At 66.8% G+C, this 24,338-nt stretch carries 13 protein-coding genes and 1 pseudogene; 9 read left to right on the forward strand and 5 right to left on the reverse strand.

Annotated elements, in window-relative coordinates:
* Nucleotides 1–79: 79 nt before the first annotated feature.
* Together choW and CFB50_RS30815 are read right to left on the reverse strand one after the other, a co-directional pair.
* A complete protein-coding gene (gene choW / locus CFB50_RS30810) occupies nt 80–976 on the reverse strand; it encodes a choline ABC transporter permease subunit (RefSeq protein WP_046549695.1) in 897 nt (298 codons plus the stop codon).
* Nucleotides 969–2,260 (reverse strand): annotated as a pseudogene (locus CFB50_RS30815) (quaternary amine ABC transporter ATP-binding protein); the annotation flags it as partial. The pseudogene CFB50_RS30815 and the gene choW, both read right to left, overlap by 8 nt.
* Before the next feature lie 482 nt (nt 2,261–2,742).
* Between CFB50_RS30815 and CFB50_RS30825 the strand changes: the two are divergent.
* From CFB50_RS30825 to CFB50_RS30835, 3 genes are all read left to right on the forward strand, one after another.
* Nucleotides 2,743–6,144, forward strand: a complete 3,402-nt coding sequence (locus tag CFB50_RS30825) for a DUF2339 domain-containing protein (RefSeq protein WP_089448291.1) — start codon at nt 2,743–2,745, stop codon at nt 6,142–6,144.
* Nucleotides 6,141–7,487 (forward strand): DUF3999 domain-containing protein, encoded by a 1,347-nt coding sequence (locus CFB50_RS30830; RefSeq protein ID WP_089448292.1) that lies wholly within the window; start codon nt 6,141–6,143, stop codon nt 7,485–7,487. Before CFB50_RS30825 ends, CFB50_RS30830 begins: the two co-directional genes overlap by 4 nt.
* Before the next feature lie 118 nt (nt 7,488–7,605).
* Nucleotides 7,606–8,259: a lytic transglycosylase domain-containing protein gene (locus tag CFB50_RS30835; protein ID WP_089448293.1), complete on the forward strand. Its 654-nt coding sequence runs from the start codon at nt 7,606–7,608 to the stop codon at nt 8,257–8,259.
* A gap of 8 nt (nt 8,260–8,267) precedes the next feature.
* On the opposite strand, the gene CFB50_RS30840 is transcribed toward CFB50_RS30835, so the two are convergent.
* The 3 genes from CFB50_RS30840 to CFB50_RS30850 all read right to left on the reverse strand — a co-directional run bounded on the left by CFB50_RS30840 (nt 8,268) and on the right by CFB50_RS30850 (nt 12,213).
* A complete protein-coding gene (locus CFB50_RS30840) occupies nt 8,268–8,966 on the reverse strand; it encodes a response regulator (RefSeq protein ID WP_089448294.1) in 699 nt (232 codons plus the stop codon).
* 40 nt (nt 8,967–9,006) lie between these two features.
* On the reverse strand, nt 9,007–11,064 hold the full coding sequence (gene kdpB, locus CFB50_RS30845; RefSeq protein WP_089448461.1) for a potassium-transporting ATPase subunit KdpB: 2,058 nt from the start codon (nt 11,062–11,064) through the stop codon (nt 9,007–9,009).
* 360 nt (nt 11,065–11,424) lie between these two features.
* The gene (locus tag CFB50_RS30850) at nt 11,425–12,213 is read right to left on the reverse strand and encodes a GNAT family N-acetyltransferase (protein ID WP_089448295.1); all 789 of its coding nucleotides are present in this window, start codon (nt 12,211–12,213) and stop codon (nt 11,425–11,427) included.
* 277 nt (nt 12,214–12,490) lie between these two features.
* On the opposite strand from CFB50_RS30850, the gene CFB50_RS30855 reads away from it, so the two are divergent.
* The 6 genes from CFB50_RS30855 to CFB50_RS30910 all read left to right on the forward strand — a co-directional run bounded on the left by CFB50_RS30855 (nt 12,491) and on the right by CFB50_RS30910 (nt 24,308).
* Nucleotides 12,491–12,796, forward strand: coding sequence for an NIPSNAP family protein (locus CFB50_RS30855; protein ID WP_089448296.1), 306 nt, complete (start codon nt 12,491–12,493; stop codon nt 12,794–12,796).
* A 324-nt stretch (nt 12,797–13,120) separates the two neighbouring features.
* Nucleotides 13,121–13,771 (forward strand): NADPH-dependent FMN reductase, encoded by a 651-nt coding sequence (locus CFB50_RS30860; RefSeq protein WP_027790596.1) that lies wholly within the window; start codon nt 13,121–13,123, stop codon nt 13,769–13,771.
* Nucleotides 13,772–14,002: 231 nt separating this feature from the next.
* On the forward strand, nt 14,003–14,221 hold the full coding sequence (locus CFB50_RS30865) for a hypothetical protein (protein ID WP_011354057.1): 219 nt from the start codon (nt 14,003–14,005) through the stop codon (nt 14,219–14,221).
* Between the two features lie 95 nt (nt 14,222–14,316).
* Complete coding sequence (locus CFB50_RS30870) at nt 14,317–15,219, forward strand: aminomethyltransferase (protein ID WP_089448297.1); 903 nt, start codon at nt 14,317–14,319, stop codon at nt 15,217–15,219.
* A gap of 1,237 nt (nt 15,220–16,456) precedes the next feature.
* Nucleotides 16,457–23,521, forward strand: coding sequence for an ESPR-type extended signal peptide-containing protein (locus CFB50_RS39120; RefSeq protein ID WP_144020723.1), 7,065 nt, complete (start codon nt 16,457–16,459; stop codon nt 23,519–23,521).
* 124 nt (nt 23,522–23,645) lie between these two features.
* Nucleotides 23,646–24,308: an OmpA family protein gene (locus CFB50_RS30910; RefSeq protein WP_089448299.1), complete on the forward strand. Its 663-nt coding sequence runs from the start codon at nt 23,646–23,648 to the stop codon at nt 24,306–24,308.
* Nucleotides 24,309–24,338: the final 30 nt, after the last annotated feature.

A 24,338-nucleotide genomic window follows, 5' to 3' on the forward strand; every position in this document is an offset into this window, starting at 1 on the left:
GGCCAACCCCGCGGCAGATGCCGCGGAGGCCGTTATCTCTATTCAGGATGAGCGGCCGGAGGGTTCCGGCCGCTGGAGGTCAAGCCTGGGCGGGCGCGGCCTTCACGCGAAACAGCTGCTTGAGACCCGAGAACAGCGGCGCCTTCACGGTGCCCGGCGCACGGCCGAAGCTTTCGGTGATGCGGTCGAGAATGATCGCGAGCAGCACGACCGACAGACCGCTTTCGAAACCGAGGCCGATGTCGAGGCGCTGGATACTGGCGAGCACGTCGTTGCCGAGGCCGCCTGCACCCACCATCGACGCGATGATCACCATCGACAGCGCCATCATGATCGTCTGGTTCACGCCCTGCATGATCGACGGCAGCGCATTCGGGAACTGCACCTTGTACAGCAGCTGCCACGGCGTGCAGCCGAAGGCCTGGCCGGCTTCGACGATCTCGCGGTTCACGTGGCGGATGCCGAGGCTCGTGAGGCGCACCGCGGGCGGCATTGCGAAGATCACCGTCGACAGGATCCCCGGCACGCGGCCGAGACCGAACAGCATCGCGGCCGGAATCAGGTAGACGAACGCGGGCATCGTCTGCATCAGGTCGAGGATCGGGCGCACGATCGCGGCGACCCACTTGCTCTTCGCCGCCCAGATGCCGAGCGGGATGCCGAGCACGAGGCTGATGATCGTCGACGACAGCGTGAGGCCGAGCGTGATGACCGTCTGGTCCCAGAAGCCCGTCGCGAAGATCAGCAGCAGCGACAGCGTCGTGAACAGCGCGAAGCGCCAGCCCACCCGCCACAGCCCGACGCCGATGAAGATCGCCATCATCAGCCACATCGGGATCGCCTGCAGGCCGTGCTCGACGAATGCCGCGAGCCCCTCGATCGCCTGGCCGATCGTGTCGAACGTCTTGGCGTCGTGGTCGAGCAGGTAGTGAACGGACTGGTCGACCCAGGTACCGAGCGGAATCATTTCAGACATGGGAACCTCGCGAACGCGTGATGGCCTTCAGGATGAGCGCACGATCGACCGAGCCGCAGTAGCAGCCGTCGTCGTCGACGACCGGCAGTGCATTCGGGCTCGCGACCACGCGCGCGACGACATGTTCGAGCGACGCGTCGCGCCGGATGGATTCGATCGGGCTCACGGACGGCGTCGCCTGACCGATCGCATCGCGCGTGACGAAGCCGCGGATCTTGCGTTGCGCATCGAGCACGAACGCATAGTCGGCACTGCCGTTCAGCGTCGCCGCGACGTTCGCGGCATCGCACTTCGACACGATCGGCACGGCGCCCGTCTGCATCAGGTCACCGGCCGTCAGGTAGCGGCTGGTGTCGATGCCGTCGAAGAACGCGCGCACGTAATCGTCGGCCGGGTTCGCGATGATGTCCTGCGGCGTGCCGACCTGCACGAGCCGGCCACCTTCCATGATCGCGATGCGGTTGCCGATGCGCAGCGCTTCTTCCAGATCGTGCGACACGAACATGATCGTGCGGCGTTGTTCCTTCTGCAGCTGCAGCAGCACATCCTGCATTTCCCGGCGCTTGAGCGGATCGAGCGCGGAGAACGCCTCGTCCATGATCATCAGCGACGGGTTCACGGCCAGCGCGCGGGCAAGGCCGACGCGCTGCTGCATGCCGCCCGACAGCTCGGACGGCAGCTTGTGCGAGAACGGTGCGAGGCCGACCTGCTCGAGCACTTCCATCGCACGCCGCTCGCGCTCCTTCTTGCCCATGCCCCCGACTTCGAGTCCGAACGCGGCATTCGACACGACGGTGCGGTGCGGCATCAGCGCGAACGACTGGAACACCATGCTCATGTCCTTGCGGCGCAGCGCGGTCAGCGCCGAGCGGCGCGCCGACGCGACGTCGAGCCCGTCGATCATCACCTTGCCGGCGCTGGGATCGACCAGCCGGTTCACGAGGCGGATCAGCGTGGACTTGCCGGAGCCGGACAGGCCCATCAGCACGAAAATTTCGCCTTCCTGCACATCGAAGGAGACGTTGTGCACGCCGACGACCTGGCCGGTGCGCTTGAGCACATCGTCCTTCGTCGCGCCGGCGGCGAGCATGTCGAGCGCCTGCTGCGGGTTGCTTCCAAACACCTTGCACAGACCTTCGACCACGACCTTGGGGGCATCCATCGAAACCTTCTCCTCGTGTAGCGGGGACTCGCGCTTGTCTTAGCGTGCCTACATAGTTGCCAGAAAAAACCCCGACCTGCCGACGAATTACGACAAACGCTTGCGCAAATACGACACGGCCGCCAGCCCCGCCGGGCGGGCCGCGGCACGCGACGGCACCCGATTGCGGCGGCGCAATACGCGCACGGCCAGCAACGACGGGCATCGCGCGTCGGACTTGTGCGCAGCAGCGCGGCGCATATCGCGTCTCGCCTTGCGCCAATTCGCATCGGGCACGCGTCGCTTTACGACAATTTCACGTCCGATCACGCGCCGATCTGTTCAGACGAAAGCGCATCGCCTCCGCCAGTAAAAAGCATGACCGTGCAAAAAGCCACGCGGCGACACCGGACGGGGCACGCCACGATACCGCGCCAACCCGGAAAATCCGCGACGGCCGCTGTGATACATTCCCCGCCAACAGGCTGACCGCGACGCAGGCCGCCACGCGGCCACCGTGGTCAGCAGCGCATGCCGGTTCGCCTGCCGGCCATGCCGATACCGCCTCGACCGGCAAACATCCGATCGCAGGCCGATAACGATACGAGAGAGGGAGCAGGGCGAGATGAACTGGGCTTTTACCGCAATCGGCTTCATCGTGGGCGGGATTGCCGCATTGATCGGGGATTTCTCCGCCATCACCGGCGCAGTGCTCGGCGCCGCGATCGGGTTCTGCCTCGACAACACGCTGCAACAGCGCAAGCGCAAAAGCAAAGGCACGGCCTCCGATGCGTTCGCGATGCAGGCACCGCCCGCCCAGCCGCCGGTTCCCCTGGCCGAGCGCGTCGCGCGCCTCGAGGCGACCGTCGAGACGCTGACGCGTGAAGTCGCGTCGTTGCGCGGCCAGTTGGCCGGCACGAAGGCCGGCTCGGCCGCGACTGACGCGACCGTGCACACGCCCTCCGGCACCGCCTCTGCCACCCCATCCGCGCCCATCCCGCCTTCGGCCGCCTTGCCGCCGCGCGCGCCCGCCCAGCCGGCCGCTGCACGCCCGGACGCACCGGCGTCCGCATCGGCACCGGCGCCCACCCCCGCTCGCGCCGCCACGCCGGCACCGACACCAGCCGCCGCGATCCGCGCGAGCGAAACACCTGCCGCCCGGGCGCCCGCACCGTCGGCGCCTCCCGCGCCGCCCAAACCACGTGAACCCGACCTCGTCGAGCGCGCATTCCGCGCCGCACGCGACTGGCTGCTCGGCGGCAACACGGTCGTGCGCGTCGGGATCATCGTGCTGTTCTTCGGCGTCGCGTTCCTGCTCAAGTACGCGGCCGACAACAGCATGCTGCCGATCGAATTCCGCCTCGCGGGTACCGCGCTCGCCGCGGCCGCGCTGCTCGTGATCGGCTGGCGCGTGCGCGCGCGCCGTGCGGCGTACGGGCTCGTGCTGCAGGGCGGCGGCGTCGGCATCCTGTACCTGACGATCTTCGCCGCGACCAAGCTTTACACGCTGCTGCCCGTCGGCGCCGCGTTCCCGCTGATGGTGGCCGTGTGCGCGCTGAGCGCGTTCCTCGCGGTGCGGCAGAACGCACTGCCGCTCGCGTTCATGGGCACCGCTGGCGGCTTTCTCGCGCCGGTGCTGCTGTCGACCGGCCAGGGCAACCATGTCGCGCTGTTCAGCTACTACGCGCTGCTGAACGCGGGCATCTTCGCGATCGCCTGGTTCAAGGCCTGGCGTCCGCTGAACCTGCTCGGCTTCGTCTTCACGTTCACGATCGGCTCGGCGTGGGGCGTGACGGCCTATCGCCCCGCGCTGTTCGCGAGCACCGAGCCGTTCCTCATCCTGTTCTTCCTGATGTATGTCGGCATCGCGCTGCCGTATGCGGTGAAGCGCGAACTCGCGCTGCGGCACTACGTGGACGGCACGCTCGTGTTCGGCACGCCGATCGTCGCGACCGCGCTGCAGGCGTCGCTCGTGAAGGACATGCCGTTCGGGCTCGCGTGGAGCGCCGTTGCGCTGTCCGCGTTCTACGTCGTGGTCTCCACGTGGCTCGCGCGCCGCCGCGACCGCCTCGCGCTGCTGTTCGAATCCACGCTCGCGCTCGCGGTGATTTTCGCGACTCTGGCCGTGCCGCTCGCGTTCTCCGGTCCGACGACCAGCGCCGCGTGGGCGATCGAAGGCGCGGCCGTCGTCTGGCTCGGCGTGCGCGAAAAGCGCATGCTGCGGTTCGGCTTCGGCTTGCTGATGCAGGTTGCCGCGGCCGGCGCATTCTTCACGAGCCTGCTCGGGCCGGCCGATGTGAACGCGCTGCCCGTGCTGAACAGCCCGACCATCGCGATGCTGCTGATCGCGCTCGCCGGCCTGTTCACCGGCTGGTGGCTGCACGGACGCGGCGAAGCGCGCGCGTGGCATGCGTGGATGCCCGAGATCGGCGCCGCGGCCGCCGCGTGGGGACTGCTGTGGTGGGTGAGCGGCGGCCTGCACGAGATCCTCCTCTACGCGAGCCGTCACGTCGACCTGCATGCCGACCGCTTCGTCGTCGATACGACCGCGCTGTTCGCGGCCGGCACCGCATGGCTCGCGCACGTCGCGCGCCGCCGGCTGGCGTGGCCGCTCGCCGAATGGCCGGCGCTCGCGCTGACGCCGGTGCTGGCGCTGCTCGCGCTGCGTGCGTTCGATGCGCACGAAGCGCCGCTGTCGGGGATGGGCGCGTTCGCGTGGCCCGTCGCCGTCGGCGCAGGCCTTGCGCTGCTGTGGCGCCAGTCGCGCGGCACGGCAGGGGTCGATTCCACGCAAGGCTCGGCGCGCGGCGTCTCGCCATCCATCTCCGCAGGCATCATCGCGCCGCTGCATACGCTGATGTTCTGGACCGTGTGCGGGCTGCTGTCGCTCGAAGGCTTCTGGCGCCTGCGTGCGTACGTGCCCGAAGGTGCATGGAGCTGGAGCGCGTGGGCCTACGGCTTCGGTGCGCTGCTCCTGCTGGTGTCGGGCCCCGGCTCGCGGCTGCGCTGGCCCGTCGCGGCGTTTCCGCGCGCGTACCAGGTGTGGGGCGCGGCGCCGCTCGCGGCGCTGCTGTGGTTGTGGAGCCTCGCCAGCGTGATCAGCGACGGCAACGCGGCGCCGCTCTTCTGGCTGCCGCTGCTCAACCCGCTCGACATCGCGCAGTGCCTGGTGTTCATTGCATTCGCCGTGTGGCTGCGCCGACTGAAGACGCTCGGCATCGTGTGGCATCCGCGCGTCGTCGACCATGCGGCCATCGCGACCGTGTTCCTGTGGTTCAACGCGCTGATGCTGCGCACGCTGCATCACCGTTTCCACCTGGCCTACGACATCGACACCGTGCTGTCGTCGTTCGGCATCCAGCAGGTGTTCATGGTCGGCTGGAGCCTGTTCGCGTTCGCCGGGATGTGGCTGACGCGCCGCGACGGCATCGCCCGCGTGTGCGCGCTCGCGTCGCTGCCGCTCATCGTCGTGATGTGGGCGTGGACCTTCTACGCGAACTTCACGCAGGACGGCGGAAGCTGGGCGCGCGTGCCGCTCTTCAACCCGCTCGACCTCGTGCTCGCGGTGGTCTATGCGCTCGCCGCCTCGTGGTTCGTGCGCGCACGCAAGCTCGGCTGGTCGTTCGGCAAGTATCGCGTCGAGCTGCTGAGCGCGGCCGGCGCGACCGCGTTCCTGTGGCTGAACGCGATCCTGCTGCGTACGCTGCATCACTGGGCCGGCGTGCCGTACGAACTCGGCGCGATGGCGGAATCGACGCTCGTGCAGGCGTCGGTGTCCGTGTACTGGACGCTCTGCGCGCTCGCCATCACGATCTGGGCCACGCGCCGCGGGCTGCGCCCGCTGTGGTTCGTCGGCGCCGCGCTGCTCGCGCTCACGGTCGTCAAGCTGTTCCTGTTCGACCTGTCGCACGTGACCGGTATCGAGCGCATCGTGTCGTTCATCGGCATCGGCGTGCTGCTGCTGTTGATCGGGTATTTCTCGCCGCTGCCGCCGAAGGCCGCTGCGCCGCAGGACGACACGCCATGAAACGACTCGCCGCCCTGCTCGGACTGAGCCTGCTCGCGTCGCTCGCGGCGGCCGACGGGCGCGTCGCGCAGCGCTTCTCGCTCGATCTCGACGGCACCGCCGCGTATTACCAGCTCACCGTGCCGCAGCCCGTCTACGCGGCGAGCCGGCGCGACGACCTCGGCGACGTGCGTATCTTCAACGGCGCGGGGGAGCCGGTACCGTATTCGCTCGACGCGCCCGCCGCTGCCGCGCCCGCCGTCCCGCCGAAGCGCACGCCGGTGCACGGGTTTCCGCTGCCACCCGCGCGCGCCGACAACGGCAACGCGCCGCTCGGCGTGACGGTCGGCCCCGACGGCGCGCTGCGCGCGGGCGTCGCCGCACCGGTGCGTGCGAAGCACGGCGCGGATCTCGTCGACCTGTCGCATGCGGACGGCGAGATCGACGCGCTGCTCGTGCACGTGAGCGACGACAGCTACCAGGGGCGTGTCGCCGTCGAAGCCAGCGACGACCTGCGCAGCTGGCGGTCGCTCGGCAGCACGCAACTGCTGAAGGTGGGCCACGGCGACGCGATGCTGGTGCAGGAACGCATCGCGCTCGAAGGCGCAGCGCCGCGCTATCTGAGGCTCGACTGGCTCGACGGTGCGCCCGCGATCGCGTCGATCGAGGTCGAGACGCACCCGCGCGACGCACGCGGGACCGACACCGCATCCGTGCCGCGCCAATGGCGCGACGCCGTGCGCGTGCGGGCCGGCAGCACGCCAGGCGAGTATCTGTTCGACACCGATGGTGCGTATCCGGTCGACCGCGTGCGCATCGACCTGCCGCAGCCGAATACCGTCGCGCGCGCGACGCTGCAGAGCCGCGCCGACGCGCAGGCGCCGTGGCGCGACGTCGCGGGCGCCGTGCTGTTCCGGTTGCAGGGCAAGGCCGGCGAGCAGCGCAATCCGCCGCTCGAATTCGCGGCGAATACGGACCGCGCGTGGCGGATCGTCGTCGACATGCGCAATGGCGGATTTGGCGGCGGCCAGCCGGCCGTCGCGATCGGCTGGCATCCGGCCGCGCTGACGTTCGTCGCGCGCGGCACGCCGCCGTTTACGCTCGGCGTCGGCGACGCGTCGCTCGTGTCGTCGGCCGTGAGCCGCGACGCGTTGCTGGTGGGCATGGCGCCCGAAGTGCGGCCCGCGCGCGTCGGCGCGGCGTTGCCGGCGTCGGCGGTCGCGCCGGCATCAGCCGCCGATACGGATGCACCGCGCCGCTACGTGCTGTGGGGCGCGCTGGTCGTCGCGGTCGGCGTGCTCGGCACGATTGCGTGGCGCCTCGCAAAAGGCGGTGGCGATACGCACGGCGGCCGCGACGGGTGACGCCGCGCAGCCATGCGCCCCCGTCTTTACGCGCCGTTTATCTCGCGTGTCGGTTTCTTTCGACGGTCGCAATACATAACTGCGTACAGTCGTCGCATCGGAACCACGATGCGACGACATGCAGGAAACCTATCCATCGTATGACCGGCCGCTGCCACGCACACGCGTGCGCCCGGCCCTGCGGCTGAAGCGGCTTCTGCTGCTCTTCCCGATCGTGCTGCCGCTGTCGATCGCGTTGCCCGCGCATGCCGACGACACGCCAGCGGCGCCGGCCAGCGCAGCCAGCACGCCCGAACCCTCGCTTCCCCCGACCCTCGACACGATCGTCACCGCGCTGCGCAACCGCTTTCACATCGCGTATGCCGACGCGCGCACGATCGCCCGCGCGGTGCAGACCGAATCGGATCGCTACGGGCTTGCACCGGCACTGCTGCTCGCGATCATCGCGGTCGAGTCGGGCTTCGATCGCCACGCGGTCAGTGTCGCCGGCGCGCGCGGGTTGATGCAGGTGATGCCCACCGCCCATCGCGATCTCGTCGCGCATGTGAAGGATCTCTCCGATCCGGCCACCAACGTGCGGATCGGCGCGGCGATCTTCCGCGGCTATCTCGACGATGCGGATGGCGACGTCGAAACCGCGCTCGTGCGCTACAACGGCGGCACGAAGCGCTATGCGCAGCGGGTCGCGCTGCGCGTGCAGCAATTCGATGCGCAGCTGCGCCGTTCGAACGACGCGGCAAACGACGCGCTGCGGACTGCCGCGAATCCCTGAGCGCGTCGCTATCGCGCACCGTCGAGCCGGTAGCCGATGCCTGTCTCCGTGACGATGTACGCGGGCCGTCGCGGATCGCATTCCAGCTTGCGCCGCAGGTGGCCGACATACACGCGCAGGTAGTGCGCATCCTTGCCGTGCGCCGCGCCCCACACTTCGCTCAACAGGCGGTCGTGTGTCAGTAGCCGGCCCGCGTGATGCGCGAGCGCGGCCAGCAGCCGGAATTCGATCGGGCTCAGATGCACGCGCGTCCCGCCGCGCAGCACCCGGCGATCGCCGAGATCGACGGTCACGTCGCCGAAGCGGACGTACGCCGCATCGATGCGCCCGCCGCCGGCTTGCCGCCGCAGGTGCGCACGAATCCGTGCGATCAGCTCGGCGGCACCGAACGGCTTGGTCAGGTAGTCGTCCGCGCCCGCGTCGAGCGCCGCCACCTTGTCGCTTTCCGCGCTCAGTGCCGACAGCACGATCAGCGGCGCGGCCGAGCGCGCGCGCAGCGCATGGATCAGGTCGGTGCCGCCGATGTCGCGCAGGTTCGTGTCCGCGACGATCAGGTCGGGACGTCGCGCGCCGACGGCCGCCACGCCCGCCGCTCCGGTCGCGGCCTCGAAGACGTGCATGTGCTCGGCCTTCAGCGCGACACGGACGAAATGCCGGATGAACCTGTCTTCGTCGACGATCACGATGACGACGTTCGGTTCGCTCATGCGGCAGCGCCTTCGTCCAGTGCGTTGTGCGCGCCCATGCTCAGGCCCATCCGCATGCCACCAGCACCATGTCGATCAGCTTGATGAACGGGAATGGCAACAGCACGCCACCGAGGCCATACAACAGCAGGTTCCTGCGCAGCAGCGGCGCGGCGCCGAGCGGACGATAGCGCACGCCCTTCAGCGCGAGCGGAATCAGCGCGACGATGATCAGTGCGTTGAAGATCACCGCCGACAGGATCGCCGACGCGGGCGACGCGAGGTGCATCACGTCGAGCACGCGCAGCTGCGGATACGTCGTCGCGAATGCGGCCGGGATGATCGCGAAATACTTCGCGACGTCGTTCGCGATCGAGAACGTCGTCAGCGACCCGCGCGTCATCAGCATCTGCTTGCCGATCTCGACGATCTCGATCAGCTTCGTCGGGTTCGAGTCGAGGTCGACCATGTTGCCGGCCTCCTTCGCCGCCTGCGTACCCGTGTTCATCGCGACCGCCACGTCTGCCTGCGCGAGCGCCGGCGCGTCGTTGGTGCCGTCGCCGGTCATCGCGACGAGGCGCCCTGCGGCCTGGTGTTCGCGGATCGTCGCGAGCTTGGTTTCCGGCGTCGCTTCCGCGAGGAAATCGTCGACGCCCGCTTCCGCCGCGATTGCCGCGGCCGTCAGCCGGTTGTCGCCCGTCACCATCACGGTCTTGATGCCCATCTTGCGCAGCTCCGCGAAGCGCTCCTTGATGCCGCCCTTCACGATGTCCTTCAACTCGATCACGCCAAGCACGCGGGCAACGCCGTCGACGCGCTCCGCCACCGCGAGCGGCGTGCTACCGCGACGCGCGATGTCGGTCACGACGGCCTCGACTTCGCGGGTGACGCGGCCGCCGTGGGACTCGACGTAGTGCTTGATCGCATCCGCCGCGCCTTTGCGGATCTCGCGGCCCGGGAGGTCGACGCCGCTCATCCGCGTCTGCGCGCTGAACGACAGGAACACCGGGTGCAGTGCCTGCATGTCGCGCTCGCGCAGGTTGAAGCGCTGCTTCGCGAGCACGACGATGCTGCGGCCTTCCGGCGTTTCGTCGGCAAGCGACGACAGCTGCGCGGCATCGGCCAGCGCTTCCTCGGTCACGAACGGCGCGGGCACGAACGCCGACGCCTGGCGGTTGCCCAGCGTGATCGTGCCGGTCTTGTCGAGCAGCAGCACGTCGACGTCGCCCGCGGCTTCCACCGCACGGCCCGACGTCGCGATCACGTTCGCCTGCATCATCCGGCTCATCCCGGCCACGCCGATCGCGGACAAGAGGCCGCCGATCGTCGTCGGGATCAGGCACACGAGCAGCGCAACCAAAGCGGTGATCGTCACGACATGGCCGGCCTTCATCGCCTCGACCGCGAACGTCGAGAACGGCAGCAACGTGGCGGTGGCGAGCAGCATCACGATCGTCAACGCAACGAGCAGGATCGTCAGCGCGATCTCGTTCGGCGTCTTCTTGCGCTTCGCACCCTCGACCATCGCGATCATCCGGTCGAGGAACGCCTCGCCCGGATTGACGGCGACCCGCACGACGATCCAGTCGGACAGCACGCGCGTGCCGCCCGTCACCGACGAGAAATCGCCGCCCGCCTCGCGGATCACCGGCGCGGATTCGCCGGTGATCGCCGATTCGTCGACCGACGCGACACCTTCGATCACGTCGCCGTCGGCCGGGATCGTGTCGCCGTTTTCGACGAGCACGACGTCGCCTTTGCGCAGGTCGGTCGACGCCATCACTTCGACGACCGCCTTCGCACGCGGCGCCGAGAGCTTTTTCGCGACCACGTTGTGTTTCGCACTGCGCAGCGACGCGGCCTGCGCCTTCGAACGCCCTTCCGCGAGCGCTTCGGCGAAGTTCGCGAACAGCACGGTGAACCACAGCCACAGCGCGATCGCGACGATGAAGCCGGCGGGCGCTTCAGCCTGGCCGAACAGCGCGGCGATCCACAGGATCGTGGTCAGGATGCTGCCGACGTACACGCAGAACATCACGGGATTGCGGAACTGCGTGCGCGGCGTGAGTTTCCGGAACGAATCGGCGATCGCCGGGCGCACGAGCGCGGGATCGAACATCGAGCGCACGGCCGTGCGCGGATGACCGGGCTGCGCCGGGCGCGGACCTGTCATGGGCGAGAGAGACATGGCGGTTTCCTTTTGCCGGCACGCCCGCGCATCGGCATCCGGCATCGGTCAGGCGAGCCGGCGGCCTTCGCGCATGCTCGCGTGCGGCTTCCGATTTCCACGCAACCATCTTATGAAGGTTCGCGTGAAGATCGCGGCAAAGGATCGCGTCGGGGTATAAAAAGCGCGTAAACGTCCGTTTCGCCGCGGCGCGGCGGGGGTGTCTCAAGGGCCGTACACGAGCGGGAGCGCCACACTCCGCTCATCCGACGCTTACGCGGCAAAGCAGGAAACCGAACCGGGGCGCGGCGTTCAGCCGAACGTGTAGCGCCCGTGCTGACGCGGACGCCACGGCGACGAGCGGCAACTCGCGGCACCGGCCGCGCGTCGTGCCGCCCAGCCTGCGCCACGGCGCACATGCTGGCCGCGCCGGGCCACGGCGACCACGCGCGACGGCAACGCATGCGCAAGGCGCCGCACGGCCGCCACGCGCGCGGCCATGCGTGACGCCGGCGACACGCGGCGCACGATCTGCGCGACCGGCCGCTTGCAAAGGATCGCGCTGTCGTAGCGCTTGCCGTCGAAGCGCATCACGTCGACGACCTCGAAACCCTGTGCGCCGTAGAACGCAAGCAGGTGCGAAGCGGGATGCGGCGTATCGAGTGCGAGCAGCGTGTAGCCGCGCAACGCGGCCCACTGTTCGGCGAACGACAGCAGCAACGCGCCGATCCCGCGGCTCTGGCAATCGGGGTCCACCGCCACCTGGCGCACGCTCGCGACGCCTTCGCGCCGGTACAGCGAGCACGCCGACGAAGGATCGGTCGCATACAGCGTGGCCGTGCCGATCACGCGACCGCCGCACACGGCGACGTAGCACTCGCCCGCTTCCGCGCGGCGACGCGTGACGTCCTCGCTCTGGTCGACGCACGTGCAGTTGAGTCCCATCGCGCCGAGCCGCGCGAACGCGCGATGCAGCATCGGCGTGAGTTGTGCATAACTGTCGAAGGCCGGATCGAAACGCCGCACGATCACCCGATCGGCGCACACGGAAGGCGGCGCGGCAGGGGTGTGTTCGGCGATCGCGTTCCAGGGTATCGACATTGCCTTGCTCCGTGGTTGGGATGCCCGAAGTCTATGAGCGCGCCAGCCGCCCTCGCAAGAAAAAATGTCGTAAAAGTTTGGGGAAATGCACGCGGGAGAGACGCGCGTAACGGTGCGAGCCGCCGCGCTGCGTGGGTCGTTGCGAACAGATGAAAGCGCCGATCGTTGTTTGCGCAAGCAACGCATCTCGTGGCCGGATTACGCGTCGGCATGTGTCGTTGACACTTGCGGCGGCGCCATCCAGACTCGCTGGATCCTCCCCGCTCCGAGCGCGCTCATGATCACCTGCCACCTTCGCTACGTCATCGATCCGTACAAGCTCGACCAGTTCGAAACGTACGGCAAGATGTGGATTCCGCTCGTCGAAAAATTCGGCGGCACGCATCACGGCTACTTCCTGCCGTCCGAAGGGGCGAACAACATCGCGCTCGCCATGTTCTCGTTCCCGAGCCTCGCCGAATACGAGCGTTACCGCGAACGCTCGATGGACGATCCGGCCTGCCAGGCCGCGTTCCGCTACGCGGAGGAAACACGCTGCATCGTCAGCTACGAGCGCAGCTTCTTCCGGCCGGTGTTCGAGTAACGGGTAACGGGCGACGGGCAACGGCCCGGCACATCGGCCCCCTTTTCCTGGCCGGGACGAAAAAAAGCCCCGCCTGCATCCGCGCGGCGGGGCCAACCCATGTCAGTAGAGACATCATGGAGGAGACGGGCCCATCTTATCGACCGCGGCCCGCCGTCCCAACCAAGCATTTCTGCTATCGATCTGGGCGGCCGCGCACACGATTGCCCCTGCCGCGCGGCATATCGATAGAACGAAAAGTCGTTTTCAGAGTGGCGGCGGGGTCGTTACCATCTGGTTTTAAGCCTGTGCTTAGCCGGGCAAGCCATCCCCAAGGAGCGCCCCTTGACTGCATTCGATCAACACCGCCGCCCGTTCGTCGTCGGCATTGGCGGTACCACCCGGGCAGCGTCGTCGACCGAACGCGCGCTGTCGTTCGCGTTGCGCGGCGCGCAGGCGGCCGGCGCACGCACGCGGCTGTTCGACGGCCCGTTCCTGCATACGCTGCCGCACTACGCGCCCGAACACAAGACGCTGACCGACGCGCAGCGCGAACTGATCGACGCCGTGCGCCAGGCCGATGCCATCATCATCGCGACGCCCGGCTATCACGGCGGCGTCTCCGGCCTCGTGAAGAACGCGCTCGACACGCTCGAGGAACTTCGCGCGGACGATCGCCCGTATCTCGACGGCCGTGCGGTCGGCCTGATCGTCACCGCCTACGGCTGGCAGGCGGCCGGCACCGTGCTGACGTCGCTGCGTTCGATCGTGCATGCGCTGCGCGGCTGGCCGACGCCGTTCGGTGCGACCGTGAACACGCTCGAAACGCGCTTCGACAGCGCCGACAGCTGCTCGGATCCGAAGGTCGTCGCACAGCTCGAGACGGTCGGCACGCAGGCAGCCGAGTTCGCGCTGGCGTTCGCATCGCATCGCGCGGCCTCGCATGCGGCCTCGGTCGACGCACTCGCGCCCGTGCTGAAGATCGCCAACCAGTAATTTCCCCCGCCTTCCACCGCCCGCGCCGACGCCATTCGCCGGCGCGGGCGGTGCCCATTCGGACCAACGGCCACGCGCCGTGCACGCCGACGCCTCTCCCCGCCTGCCCTTCCGCGCCCCTCGTGCCGATAACGATTCGGCCCGCCGCGTGATTTGCATTGGCCGAAAGATTGGTTCACGCCGCGGGCGGGTTTTCGTACGCTGAACCTCCGAACTTTCTCCGCGCACGCCATGAACCGTACGATCCGCTACAAGGGCTACGAAGTCGCCCCCGCTGCCGCCCGGTTGCCGAACGGGCTGTTCGCCGCCAACCTGACGATCGAGAAGGCGAGCGGCGGCCCGTCGCCACGCGCCGTTTCGTTCGACGCGATCGATTTCTTCTTCGAGGAAGAGCACGCACTGGCCTACGCGTCCCGCTGGGGTCGCCTCTGGGTCGACACGAACGCGTGACGCACGCCTGGCCGGCGTGCACATGGCCGCTCGAAAATACGCGTTTACGGAAGCTATGCAAGAATCTTTCGACCCGTAATCGCACAACAACAGCCATGAGTGACACGCTGCAGGAAGAGCATGCAGCAGCAGATCACGCAATGCGCAACTGGACCTTCGAGAGGCAAGGTCCGGTCCGGATCGGTTCCGATGCGCATATGCAGATGTTCTGCCGCATGCTGCTCGACACACACAATCCGTACAAGCCGGCAGTGATCGACTGGCCAGCGCTCACACCCGCCGAGCTCAAGCGGCTCACGTCGCTGCCGATCTGGGACATCGCGGTGCAGACCGAAGGCCGCGCATCGATCCGCGTGGCCACCTATGCGGCGACGATCGGCGATCCGCTGCTGCGCCGCGCGCTCGAGATGGACGGTGGCGAGGAAGCGCGCCACAAGGTCGTACTGTCGAAGCTCGTCGCGGCATACGGCATCCGGCTCGCCCCCGAGCCCGCCTACCCTGCGCCGAAAGATCCCGAGTGGTGGTGGATCGTCACGGGCTTCAGCGAATGCATCGACAGCTTCTTCGCGTTCGGCCTGTTCCGTTCCGCGCAGCGCTCCGGCTATTTCCCGCCCGAACTCGTCGACACCTTCGAGCCCGTGATCCAGGAAGAAGGCCGCCATATCCTGTTCTTCGTGAACTGGTACGCGTGGTACTGGCGCTCGCTCCCGTGGTGGCGCCGACCGTGGTTCTTCGCGCGGGTCGCGGCCGTGTGGGTGCATTTGATCCGGGAGCGCATCGGCATCGCGCGCGGCATCGATTCCGACGGCGTCGCACGTGACGCGAACTTCCCGGCAACCGGCACCGCCGATATCGGCGACGCGCTCAATCCGCGCGAGCTGATCGAACTGTGTCTCGCGGAGAACGACCGGCGGATGGCCGGCTACGACAAGCGCCTGCTGCGCCCGATGTTCGTGCCGCGCATGGCGCGGTTCGCGCTGCGGTTTCTCAAGAAGTAAGGCTGCCGCACCGGGCGGAAATCCGGTTGCCCCGGTTGCCTCGGTTGCCCGATCGGGCAACCGGGCAACGCCTTCCTCGACGCTCGAAACCTCGGGCCGCTGAATTCCACCGGGATCCAGGTGTCTGCGACGGCATCGCCAGCATCCGGCCGCACCGCAAGCGATACACGACGTTCGACGCATCCGTCCCGTTCGGCGGCCCGCACCCGGGTCACGTTCGAACTTCGCTACGCGTTCGTTGCACTTCCATGACGAGCCGCATCACTAGGGCTATCCTGCCCGCCGCTCGCTCGAGGCCGACCCTTCGCGTGCGGTGTGAGCCTCACCGACCTGCATCGACGTGCCGGATGTGGCGCACCGGACACATTCACTCCCGCCCTTTTTTCTTCAGTGCTTCGGCGCGCGCGGACAAATTGTCACACCCGGGATTTGACGATTCGGGGACGTCGCCACCGATGCCGGACAGCCTCTTTAGCAACCTGTCGCCGCCAGGCGCACCGTCGACGCAGATCACGCCTGCCTGACCGATTCGCCCCCGTCGCCGAACCCGTTCGATTGTCACCATCACCGAAATAGTCAATAGGACAAATTCGAAAGATGAATGGTGACGGTCCGGTCCACCGCCTTGTAGCATTTTTTTACAAATTCGACGAGCCAGTCGGCCCGAAACGCCCGTCTCGCGGGCCATCGCAGCGGACCAGATGCGCAGATCAGCATAGTCCGATGTTCGATATTTCAAATTAAATCGATTTAAAGATAATCGATAAAATCAATAGAAAATCGACGCTCAAATCTTGAATTAACAAATTAACAAGATATCAATCATATTATCCGTCGGCATCTCAACAAACATTACATCAATGAAAGAAATACTCCTCTCGCAAACGTTTGCTATTTCATTCGTCTTACGATTGAGCATCGCCGTTGTGTAATCCATCGCACAAAACCAACGCAACTCCATGATTTTTATACGAAAAATCACGAGGCGCGCGGAAGTTTCAAACCCTGCACCAAACATTCTTGCAACTTTCAAATACATTCTGAGCGGATACATCAAAACACGACTTATTAACCATCCTTTAACTTTCAAAACGCTCTATTTGTCACTTTTTATCAATCCGAAAAATCCTACTCCAATAAACTCCGCCCATCAATTTTGAGATTCGCGCGAGCGCACGGAGTATTCCTCTAACGAAAGAGACCGGTGTGTGGCGTGCATATTTGGAGGTAGCAGGACATGAACCGCACATACCGCTCGATCTGGAACGAAGCACTTGGCGCCTGGGTCGCGGCATCGGAACACGATTCGGCACGGGGCAAGCCGAACAAGTCGGCTGTCGTGGTCGCTGCTGTCGCAGCGCTGGCGATCAGCCTGCCGGGGCTCGCCGAGGCCAATACGCTCAACACACAGCAGACCTGCTTTACGGGCAGCAACGGCGCGGTCGGCCGCGTGAACCCGGGCGGCACGCAAAACCAGGCCGGCGACGGCTCCGGTACGTATTCGGTCGTGGTCGGGTGTAACTCCAACGGCAACGGCTGGACCGGTGTCACGGTATATGGCTCATTCGCACAGGCGACCGGCAACGGCGCCGTCGCCACCGGGATGCAGTCGTCGGCCGGCTTGTGGGGCGTCGCGGCCGGCCTCGAAACCACTGCCAGCGGCGCCGGTGCAACCGCACTCGGCTTCGGCTCGACGGCGAGCGCGCTGAACTCGGTCGCGATCGGCGGCGCGGGCGGCAACGGCACGACGCCGCTCTCGCAGGCAAACTCGACGCTCGCGTCGGGCGCGGGCTCGATCGCAATCGGCAGCAACGCAACGAAGGGCGCGCAGTCGGCCGCCTCGGACGGCATCGCGATCGGCGGACAGTCGTCCGTCGCATCGACCGCCACGTCGGGTATCGCACTCGGCCGCGGCGCGACCGTCAATGGGGCGTATGGCATCGCACAAGGTGACGGCGTCATCTCCGGCGCGACGGGCCAGAACGTCGCAATCGGCTCGTCGGGCACGACGGCCAACAGCGGTTCCGCGACCGGCGGTGCCGTGGCGATCGGTCGTTCGCAGACGGTCAGTGGCGACGGCGCGGTTGCCATCGGTAACGGCAACTCGGCAAGCGGTACGGGCTCGGTTGCACTCGGTAACACCAGCACGGCAACCAATAGCTCCGTGGCGCTCGGCAGTTCGGCGGTGGCAACTGGCACCAACGGCTCGATCGCCGTCGGCAATTCGTCGACAGCAACCGGCACCGGCGCGATCTCGCTCGGCAACTCCGGCAGCTTCGCCGCCACCTCGATCGCGAGCGGCACGGACGCGCTCGCACTCGGCAACGGCTCGACGGCCAGCGGCGCCGCCGGTGCGGTCGCCGTAGGCGCCGCAGCCGTGGCGTCCGGTACCTACGGGACGGCAATCGGTTCGAATTCGACGGCAAGCGTCGCCAAATCGGTCGCCCTCGGCTACAACTCCCTGACGACCAGCGCGGCAACAACGACGTCCGGCGGCACCACCACCGTCAGCAACGCCACGATCGGTGGCCAGACGTTCGGCAACTTCGCGGGCGCGGGCGCGGCAGGCGGCGTGGTTAGCGTCGGGCAGGCGGGCAACGAGCGCCGCATCCAGAACGTCGCCGCCGGCCTCGTCACGGCGACCAGCACCGACGCGATCAACGGCAGCCAGCTCTACTCGGTCGCGAGCACGACGACGTCGAGCATCACGAGCCTGTCGACGTCGGCTTCGACCGGTTTGTCGTCGGCGAACAGCTCGATCACGTCGCTGTCGACTTCCACGTCGACGGGTCTTTCGTCGGCTACCAGCTCGATCGGCTCGCTCTCGACCGGTCTCTCGTCGACGAACAGCTCGGTCACTTCGCTGTCGACTTCCACGTCGACGGGTCTGTCGTCGGCCACCAGCTCGATCGGCTCGCTGTCGACCGGTCTCTCGTCGACCAATAGCTCGGTTACGTCGTTGTCGACTTCCACGTCGACGGGTCTGTCGTCGGCCACCAGCTCGATTGGCTCGCTCTCGACCGGCCTGAGCTCCACCAACAGCTCGGTCACCTCGCTGTCCACGTCGACGTCGACGGGTCTGTCGTCGGCTACCAGCTCGATCGGATCGCTGTCGACCGGCCTGAGCTCGACCAACAGCTCGGTCACCTCGCTGTCGACTTCTACGTCGACCGGTCTGTCGTCGGCTACCAGCTCGATCGGCTCGCTGTCGACAGGCCTGAGCTCCACCAACAGCTCGGTCACCTCGCTGTCGACTTCCACGTCGACCGGTCTGTCGTCGGCTACCAGCTCGATCGGCTCGCTGTCGACGGGCCTGAGCTCGACCAATAGCTCGGTCACTTCGCTGTCCACGTCGACGTCGACGGGTCTGTCGTCGGCTACCAGCTCGATCGGATCGCTGTCGACTGGCCTGAGCTCCACCAACAGCTCGGTCACCTCGCTGTCGACTTCCACGTCGACCGGCCTGTCGTCGGCTACCAGCTCGATCGGATCGTTGTCGACCGGCCTGAGCTCGACCAATAGCTCGGTCACATCGCTGTCGACCTCCACGTCGACCGGCCTGAGCACGATTACGACCAAGACCAACAACCTTGGTACCAGCACGGCGTCGGCACTCGGCGGCGGGTCCACGTACGACCCGACGACCGGGACCGTTTCCGCGCCGGCGTACACGACCTATAACGCGAATGGCACGACGTCGACCGCCAACAGCGTCGGCTCGGCGATCAACAACATCAACAGCCAGGGCATCAAGTACTTCCACGCGAACTCGACCGGCGCCGACAGCACCGCGACCGGCACCGACGCTGTCGCCATCGGCACCAGCGCCGTCGCCAGCGCCAAGAATGCCATTGCCATCGGCAACGGCGCCTCCGCCGGCAACAGCAACTCCGTGGCGCTCGGCGCAAATTCGCAGACCGGCACGGCCACTGCCACGAGCAGCGCGACCGTCGGCGGCGTCACGTTCGGCGGATTCGCAGGCACCACGCCGGTCGGCACCGTTAGCGTCGGTAGCCTCAACAACGAGCGCCAAATCACCAACGTCGCCGCTGGCCAGGTAACGTCGACCAGTACCGACGCGATCAACGGCAGCCAACTCTATTCGGTCGCCCAACAGGTCAACACCGCGACCAGCGCCATTTCGTCGCTGTCGACGGGCTTGAGCACGACTAACAGTTCAGTGACTTCGCTGTCGACTTCCACGTCGACGGGTCTGTCGTCGGCTAACAGCTCGATCACGTCGCTGTCGACCTCCACGTCGACCGGCCTCTCGTCGGCTAACAGCTCGATCACGTCGCTCTCGACCTCCACTTCGACTGGCCTATCCTCGGCTAACAGCTCGATCGGTTCGCTTTCCACGGGCCTCAGCTCGACGAATAGTTCGGTGACGTCGTTGTCGACTTCGACCTCGACCGGCTTGTCGTCGGCGAATAGCTCGATCACCTCGCTGTCGACCTCCACGTCGACCGGCCTCTCGTCGGCTAACAGCTCGATCACGTCACTCTCGACTTCCACGTCGACTGGCCTGTCCTCGGCTAACAGCTCGATCACTTCGCTGTCGACCTCCACGTCGACGGGTCTGTCGTCGGCAAACAGCTCGATCACGTCGTTGTCGACTTCCACCTCGACCGGCCTCTCGTCAGCCAACAGCTCGATCGGTTCGCTGTCCACGGGCCTTAGCTCGACGAATAGTTCGGTAACCTCGCTGTCGACTTCCACGTCGACGGGTCTGTCGTCGGCCAACAGCTCGATCACCTCGCTCTCGACTTCCACGTCGACGGGCCTGTCCTCGGCTAACAGCTCGATCACGTCGTTGTCGACCTCCACGTCGACCGGCCTGTCTTCGGCGAATAGCTCCATCACGTCGCTGTCGACCTCGACTTCGACCGGTCTCTCGTCGGCAAACAGCTCGATCACCTCGTTGTCCACCTCGACTTCGACCGGTCTGTCTTCGGCTAACAGCTCGATCGGTTCGCTTTCCACAGGCCTCAGCTCGACGAATAGTTCGGTGACGTCGCTGTCGACTTCGACCTCGACTGGCCTGTCGTCGGCGAATAGCTCGATTACCTCGTTGTCCACCTCGACTTCGACCGGCCTCTCGTCGGCGAACAGCTCGATCGGTTCGCTTTCCACGGGCCTCAGCTCGACGAACAGTTCGGTGACGTCGTTGTCGACCTCCACGTCGACCGGCCTGTCTTCGGCGAATAGCTCGATCACGTCGCTGTCCACGTCGACGTCGACCGGCCTTTCCTCGGCGAATAGCTCGATCACGTCGTTGTCCACCTCGACTTCGACCGGCCTGTCGTCGGCAAACAGCTCGATCGGTTCGCTTTCCACGGGCCTCAGCTCGACAAATAGTTCGGTAACCTCGCTGTCGACTTCGACTTCGACGGGCCTTTCGTCGGCGAATAGCTCGATCACCTCGTTGTCCACCTCGACTTCGACCGGCCTGTCGTCGGCTAACAGCTCGATCGGTTCGCTTTCCACGGGCCTCAGCTCGACGAATAGTTCGGTGACGTCGTTGTCGACTTCGACCTCGACCGGTCTGTCGTCGGCGAACAGCTCGATCACCTCGCTGTCGACCTCGACGTCGACCGGTATCTCGTCGGCAAACAGCTCGATCGGTTCGCTGTCCACGGGCCTCAGCTCGACGAACAGTTCGGTGACGTCGTTGTCGACTTCGACCTCGACCGGTCTGTCTTCGGCTAACAGCTCGATCGGTTCGCTTTCCACGGGCCTCAGCTCGACGAATAGTTCGGTGACGTCGTTGTCGACTTCGACCTCGACCGGTCTGTCTTCGGCTAACAGCTCGATCGGTTCGCTGTCCACGGGCCTCAGCTCGACGAATAGTTCGGTAACCTCGCTGTCGACTTCGACCTCGACCGGCCTGTCCTCGGCGAATAGCTCGATCACCTCGCTGTCGACCTCGACTTCGACCGGCCTCTCGTCGGCCAACAGCTCGATCGATTCGCTCTCAACCTCGACCTCGACCGGTCTGTCCTCGGCCAACAGCTCGATCACGTCGTTGTCGACTTCCACGTCGACCGGCCTGTCTTCGGCGAATAGCTCGATCACGTCGCTGTCGACTTCCACGTCGACCGGTCTGTCCTCGGCCAACAGCTCGATCACGTCGCTGTCGACTTCCACGTCGACGGGCCTCTCGTCGGCCAACAGCTCGATCGATTCGCTGTCGACCTCGACCTCGACGGGCCTGTCGTCGACGAATAGCTCGGTCACCTCGCTGTCAACTTCCACGTCGACCGGTCTTTCGTCGGCTACCAGCTCGATCGGCTCGTTGTCGACCGGCCTGAGCTCGACGAACAGCTCGGTCACCTCGCTGTCGACCTCCACCTCGACCGGCCTCTCGTCAGCCACCAGCTCGATCGGCTCGCTGTCGACCGGCCTCAGCTCGACGAATAGTTCGGTGACGTCGCTGTCGACGTCGACTTCGACGGGCCTTTCGTCGGCGAACAGCTCGATCACCTCGCTGTCGACTTCCACCTCGACCGGCCTCTCGTCAGCCAACAGCTCGATCGGTTCGCTTTCCACGGGCCTCAGCTCGACGAATAGTTCGGTAACCTCGCTGTCGACTTCGACCTCGACCGGCCTGTCCTCGGCGAATAGCTCGATCACCTCGCTGTCGACCTCGACTTCGACCGCGATCAACGCCGCGAAGACGCACTACTACAGCGTCAACGACAACGGCGTGCAGCAAGCCAACTACGACAACACGGGCGCAACGGGCACCAACGCCCTCGCAGCCGGCGTGAACGCCAGCGCGGCCGGCACCAGCAGCGTCGCGGTCGGCGACGGCTCGAACGCGCAGACGGCAGGCGCGGTCGCGATCGGCCAGAACGCATCGGCAACGGGCGGCAAGGCCGTGTCGATCGGCTCCGGCAACACGGCAACCGGCGACGGCGCGGTCGCGATCGGCGACCCGAGCATCGCAACGGGTACCGGCGCGGTGGCGATGGGCGCGAACGACACGGCGACCGGCAACGGCGCAGTGGCGCTCGGCAACGCGAACACGGCCAATGGCGCGAGCGCGCTCGCACTCGGCAGCTCGAACCAGGCCACCGCGGACAACACGATCGCGCTCGGCAACCAGGCCACGGCAAGCGCCACCGGCGCACAAGCGTACGGCTCGGCAGCGAAGGCAACCGCCGCCGACGCACTCGCCTTCGGCACGAACGCACAGGCCAACGTCGCCAACTCGATCGCACTCGGCGCGAACTCGGTCACGAGCGCCGCGAACCCGACGTCGAGCGCCACGATCGGCGGCGTCACGTACCCCTTCGCAGGCGGCTCGCCGGTCGGCGTGGTGAGCGTCGGCGCACCGGGCCAGGAACGCCAGATCACGAACGTCGCCGCAGGCCGGATCTCGGCCAGCAGCACGGACGCGATCAACGGCAGCCAGCTCAACGCGACGAACAACGCGATCAACACGCTGTCGACGTCGACCGCGTCGAACGTCGCGTCGCTGTCGACGGGCATCAACTCGCTGTCCACCGGCCTGAGCGCGACGAACAGCAACGTGGCCTCGCTGTCCACGTCGACCTCGACCGCGATCAACTCGCTGTCGACCGGCCTGAGCACGACGAACAGCAACGTCAACTCGCTGTCGACGTCGACCTCGACCGGCATCGGCTCGCTGTCCACCGGCCTGAGCACGACGAACAGCAACGTGGCCTCGCTGTCGACCGGCGTGAACAACATCAACAACACGTTGAACTCGCTGTCGACGACGATCAACAACAACACGACGCGTTCGGTGAACAACAACGGCATCGCGGCCGACATGAACGGCAAGGGCACCGACGTCCCGACCGTCACCGCCGGTTCGAACTCGGTGGCGATCGGCGCGGGCTCCAACGACGGCGGCCGCTCGAACGTGGTGTCGGTCGGCAGCGACCAGCAGCAGCGCCAGATCACGAACGTCGCGCCGGGTACGCAAGGCACCGACGCGGTGAACGTGAACCAGCTGACGCAGGTGCAGACGACGCTGTCGACGGCACTGTCGGGCCAGCAGGCGCAGATCAACTCGCTGGGTTCGCAACTGCAGCAGACCGACCAGATGGCGAAGCAGGGTATCGCGGCCGTCGGCGCGATGGCATCGATCCCGCAGCTCGATCGCGATGCCAACTTCGGGATGGGCGTGGGTACGTCGACCTTCCTCGGCCAGAAGGCGATGGCGGTCAACATGCAGGCTCGCATCACGGAGAACCTGAAGGCGTCGATCAACGGCGGCTTCAGCGGCGGCCAGAAGGTGATCGGCGCCGGCATGCTGTACCAGTGGAAGTAACGCGTCGCGCCGCCAGGCCACCCGGCTCGCCAGCCGGACGGCCCGCGGCGGCCCCGACGGCCGGACGAGCCCGCCGCGCCACCCGTGGCGGGCTTCAGTCAACCCAAGCATTGAGGATGTAACCGTGAACAAACTCGCTCTTGCGCTCGCACTTTCCGCAACGGCCCTCGCCGCGTGCTCGACCGCATCCGGCCCGACCTTCAGCGCCTCCGAACTGCAGCCGCGCGACGGCGTGCGGACCTTCCAGGTGGACTGCCACGGCCTGCTGTCAGGCCCGCAGACCTGCATGAAGGCCGCCCGCAAGATTTGCGGCGAAGAGCCGGTGCGCGCCGTCGACTCGGCCCGCGCGCTGCGGGACAAATCCGATCCCGCGACACTCGTGTTCCAGTGCGGCGCGGCGCCGGCCGAAGCGGCGTCGGCCGGCGCGCCGGCGGCTGCCGTCGTCGAACAGGTGAACCTGTCGGGCGACGCGCTGTTCGCGACCGACCACGCGACGCTCGCCCCGACCGCGCGCGAATCGCTCGACCGGTTGCTGAGCGAGCGCGCCGACCACACGTACTCGCAGGTGAGCGTCACCGGCTTTACGGATTCGGTGGGCAGCGACGACTACAACCTCGCGCTGTCGAAGCGCCGCGCCGAATCCGTCGCGGCGTACCTGAAGGCGCACGGCCTGAAGACCGACTCGCTGACGGTCACCGGTCGCGGCAAGGCGGATCCGGTCGCGTCCAACGCGACGCCGGAAGGCCGCGCCAGCAACCGCCGCGTCGAAATCCGCCTGCAGCACTGAGCGGGCCGCCGCCGCGCGCGGCACCCCGGT

The sequence above is a fragment of the Burkholderia sp. AU33423 genome, from assembly GCF_002223135.1.
In the GTDB taxonomy this organism is placed as follows: Bacteria; Pseudomonadota; Gammaproteobacteria; order Burkholderiales; family Burkholderiaceae; genus Burkholderia; species Burkholderia lata_D.

Coding starts and splice junctions, on each gene's coding strand:
- CFB50_RS30840 (WP_089448294.1), bottom strand. CDS start 8,966: ATGAGCGAACCGAACGTCGTCATCGTGATCGTCGACGAAGACAGGTTC.
- CFB50_RS30830 (WP_089448292.1), top strand. CDS start 6,141: ATGAAACGACTCGCCGCCCTGCTCGGACTGAGCCTGCTCGCGTCGCTC.
- CFB50_RS30835 (WP_089448293.1), top strand. CDS start 7,606: ATGCAGGAAACCTATCCATCGTATGACCGGCCGCTGCCACGCACACGC.
- kdpB (WP_089448461.1), bottom strand. CDS start 11,064: ATGTTCGATCCCGCGCTCGTGCGCCCGGCGATCGCCGATTCGTTCCGG.
- CFB50_RS30865 (WP_011354057.1), top strand. CDS start 14,003: ATGAACCGTACGATCCGCTACAAGGGCTACGAAGTCGCCCCCGCTGCC.
- CFB50_RS30870 (WP_089448297.1), top strand. CDS start 14,317: ATGAGTGACACGCTGCAGGAAGAGCATGCAGCAGCAGATCACGCAATG.
- CFB50_RS30855 (WP_089448296.1), top strand. CDS start 12,491: ATGATCACCTGCCACCTTCGCTACGTCATCGATCCGTACAAGCTCGAC.
- CFB50_RS30825 (WP_089448291.1), top strand. CDS start 2,743: ATGAACTGGGCTTTTACCGCAATCGGCTTCATCGTGGGCGGGATTGCC.
- choW (WP_046549695.1), bottom strand. CDS start 976: ATGTCTGAAATGATTCCGCTCGGTACCTGGGTCGACCAGTCCGTTCAC.
- CFB50_RS39120 (WP_144020723.1), top strand. CDS start 16,457: ATGAACCGCACATACCGCTCGATCTGGAACGAAGCACTTGGCGCCTGG.
- CFB50_RS30850 (WP_089448295.1), bottom strand. CDS start 12,213: ATGTCGATACCCTGGAACGCGATCGCCGAACACACCCCTGCCGCGCCG.